The following is a 232-nucleotide window of genomic DNA, read 5'->3' as shown; positions in this document are numbered from 1 at the left end:
CCACACCGCGCAGGCCCATCTGCTTCATCAGCCGCTCGACCGTGCAGCGCGCCACGACAATGCCTTCGCGCTTCAATTGCGTCCAGACCTTGTCTACGCCATAGGCCTGGAAGTTTTCTTCCCATACGCGCCGGATCTCATCCTTGAGCATCCTGTCGCGCTGGGCCCGCGCCGGCACCAGCTCAGGATGGGCGCGGCGGGCCACATGCGTGTAGTACGTCGACGGCGCGAT

General features: G+C 64.7%; 1 protein-coding gene. It reads right to left on the bottom strand.

Annotated elements, in window-relative coordinates:
* Positions 1-232: IS3 family transposase (locus AB3X89_RS40855; protein WP_368588129.1), on the bottom strand; the 232-nt coding region annotated here is incomplete at both ends.

This window comes from Paraburkholderia sp. BR14320 (genome assembly GCF_040948665.1).
In the GTDB taxonomy this organism is placed as follows: Bacteria; Pseudomonadota; Gammaproteobacteria; order Burkholderiales; family Burkholderiaceae; genus Paraburkholderia; species Paraburkholderia youngii.
The sequence above is the reverse complement of the archived record's forward strand: the minus strand, read 5'-3'. Positions and strand labels throughout refer to the sequence as shown.